The organism is Serratia sp. CoH_122_TC_1, from assembly GCF_058191755.1.
Window position 1 is genome coordinate 1 of sequence record NZ_JBXWLA010000048.1, and the last position, 2351, is coordinate 2351.

General features: G+C 55.3%; 5 protein-coding genes. All 5 read left to right on the forward strand.

Going from position 1 to position 2351, the window contains the following annotated elements:
* A partial coding sequence (locus tag AC2FC2_RS26840; protein ID WP_490660192.1) for a DUF968 domain-containing protein occupies nucleotides 1–585 on the forward strand: 585 nt, incomplete at its 5' end.
* Nucleotides 582–1010 carry an antiterminator Q family protein gene (locus AC2FC2_RS26845; protein ID WP_490660193.1) on the forward strand — a complete coding sequence of 143 codons (429 nt, stop codon included), beginning with the start codon at nucleotides 582–584 and terminating at the stop codon, nucleotides 1008–1010. The genes AC2FC2_RS26840 and AC2FC2_RS26845, both read left to right, overlap by 4 nt.
* A gap of 110 nt (nucleotides 1011–1120) precedes the next feature.
* On the forward strand, nucleotides 1121–1456 hold the full coding sequence (locus tag AC2FC2_RS26850) for a phage holin, lambda family (RefSeq protein ID WP_490660194.1): 336 nt from the start codon (nucleotides 1121–1123) through the stop codon (nucleotides 1454–1456).
* Between the two features lie 3 nt (nucleotides 1457–1459).
* Nucleotides 1460–2083, forward strand: coding sequence for a glycoside hydrolase family 19 protein (locus AC2FC2_RS26855; protein WP_490660195.1), 624 nt, complete (start codon nucleotides 1460–1462; stop codon nucleotides 2081–2083).
* Nucleotides 2080–2351 (forward strand): DUF2570 family protein (locus AC2FC2_RS26860; RefSeq protein WP_490660196.1); only part of this gene is annotated, 272 nt, incomplete at its 3' end. The genes AC2FC2_RS26855 and AC2FC2_RS26860, both read left to right, overlap by 4 nt.

Consider the following 2351-nt stretch of genomic DNA (forward strand, 5'->3'; position numbering starts at 1 on the left):
TCTCATTTCATGTTTGGTGAAGACCACCAGCTAAGTCTGCCGGAGTTGTGTTGGTGGGCGGTGCTGAAAGAAGTGTCGGATCTGTTGCCTGATGCGGTAGCCCGCTTTTCTCTACGCCTTCCACCAGCCACTATCCCAACAGGAACGCGCAGAGAGGCCGATATTGTGTGGGAGAAAGCCCCACAGGCGATCATTAACGAATGCGTCGAGAAGGTTAAGCCGGCGCTGACCGTTGATGTTGACCCTGAGCCCCCTGCAGGCCTTTTTCTGCTGCCTAAACTGACCCGCTGGGAGTGTGAGAAATACACCCAATGGGTGAAGTCGCAGCCATGCTGCTGTGGCTGCAAACGTCCGGCAGACGACCCACACCACATTATCGATCACGGGCTCGGCGGCACCGGTACCAAACCACACGATATCTTCACCATCCCCCTGACCCGTGAATGCCATGACGAGCTGCATGATGACGTGGGTGCATGGGAGGCCAAGCACGGCAGCCAGTTATTCCACCTGGTGCGCACGTTGAACAAGGCATTTGGTATTGGGGCGATCAGCACGGCAAACAAACGCGGGGCAAAATCATGAGAGATATTCAGGCTGTACTGGAACGTTGGGGCGGTTGGGCTGCTGGCGACCATAATGGTGTCGACTACTCGCCGATCGCTGCAGGGTTCAAAGGGCTGTTACCACAAACGGGTAAATCACGGTTGTCCTGCTGTGATGACGATGGTCTAGTCATTGAGGGGTGCATGGCCCAACTGAAACGCCGGCGTCCCGATGAGTATGAGCTCGTCGTGTTGCACTATATCTTTAACATGCCAAAGCGGGCAATTGCTCGGGCATTCAAGAAGGACGAAAAGCTGATCCGGATAGGGCTGCATATGGGAGAAAACTTCATAGAAGGCTGCCTATCGATGCTGGATATCAGGCTGGAGATGGACCCGGAAACCGAGCGTGAAAATATGTATGAAAAACCACTAACGCGGTCCGCAAATTGTGCTTTAGTCTGATAAGAGTGGTTACGCAGTGACGTAGCTTATCAACTTAAAAAACCTCGCTTCGGCGGGGTTTTGTCGTTTATATCACCCGGAGATCGGGCCAGCCCCGACAGGGGGAGGACATGAAAATGCCTGACAAAAACCCCGATGTGTGGGGGCCGCTGCTCGCATGGCTTGCCGCACACAAGGAGGGAGGCGGTTATGCAGCTACCGCTGCGTTGATGGCGTTGCTGCGCAGTTCATACGTTGGACAGCAGGGATGGACGCGCCGATTGATTGATGCCGCTATGTGCGCAATGGTCGCGTATTTCATCAAAGATTGCCTGGCCGCTATCGGCTGGGACTCAACCTATGCCTATCTCGGCAGCATGTTTATTGGCTATGCCGGCGTCGACTATTTCGGAAATATGCTGCGCCGTATTGCCAGCACTCGCACCGGCTCCCCAAAGCAGGAATAACCCATGAAAAAAGACCAATTTATAGAGGCGGCTGGTATTTCTGCCGGATTAGCCACGCGCTGGTTTCCTCATCTGGAAGCGACTTTCACCGAGTTCGGGATCGCCTCTCCAGTAGAGCAGGCAATGTTTATCGCCCAAGTGGGGCATGAATCAGCAGGTTTTACTGCTACTGCAGAATCCTTCAATTACAGCGTTGCCGGCCTGCAATCTACGTTCGGAAAACGCCTGACGGTAGAACAATGCAAGATGCTGGGCCGTCAGAGAGGGGAAACGGCGGTGCCGGAAAATCGCCAGGCAGCGATCGCCAATCTGGTTTACGGCCGCCGCCTGGGTAACAAAGGCCCGGGTGATGGTTGGAAATATCGCGGGCGCGGGCTGATTCAGATCACCGGCCTGGATAATTACCGCGCCTGCAGCATTGGCGTGAAAACCGATTTGCTGTTGGTGCCTGAGCTATTGGAAAAGGACGAGTACGCCATGCGCTCAGCTGGTTGGTTCTGGCAATCCCGGAATTGTGGGAAATATGCGGGCGACGTAGAGCGGGTAACGCTGCTGATCAACGGCGGCAAGAATGGGCTAGCAGACCGCCAAGAGCGATTCGAGCGTGCGCGCCAGGCTCTGGCATGAGCGGCTTGCTCTCAAAACTGGCCGGAGGGGGAATGCTTCTCCTGCTGGTGGCGTCAATCTGCTTGGGTGGTTACAGCTCGCTTTTATCGCATCGACTGGAGCTGGCCCGTCAGCAATTAGCTGAACAGCAAAAGACATTGACGCAGCAGGCCGGGCTGATCGCCACTCTGCAAACCCAGGATGCGCAGAACCGTGCGTTGATGGCTGCCCAGCAGCAACAGGAACAACAGTTGCGCCAGCAGGCCGATATCTACCAAAGGAAATACCG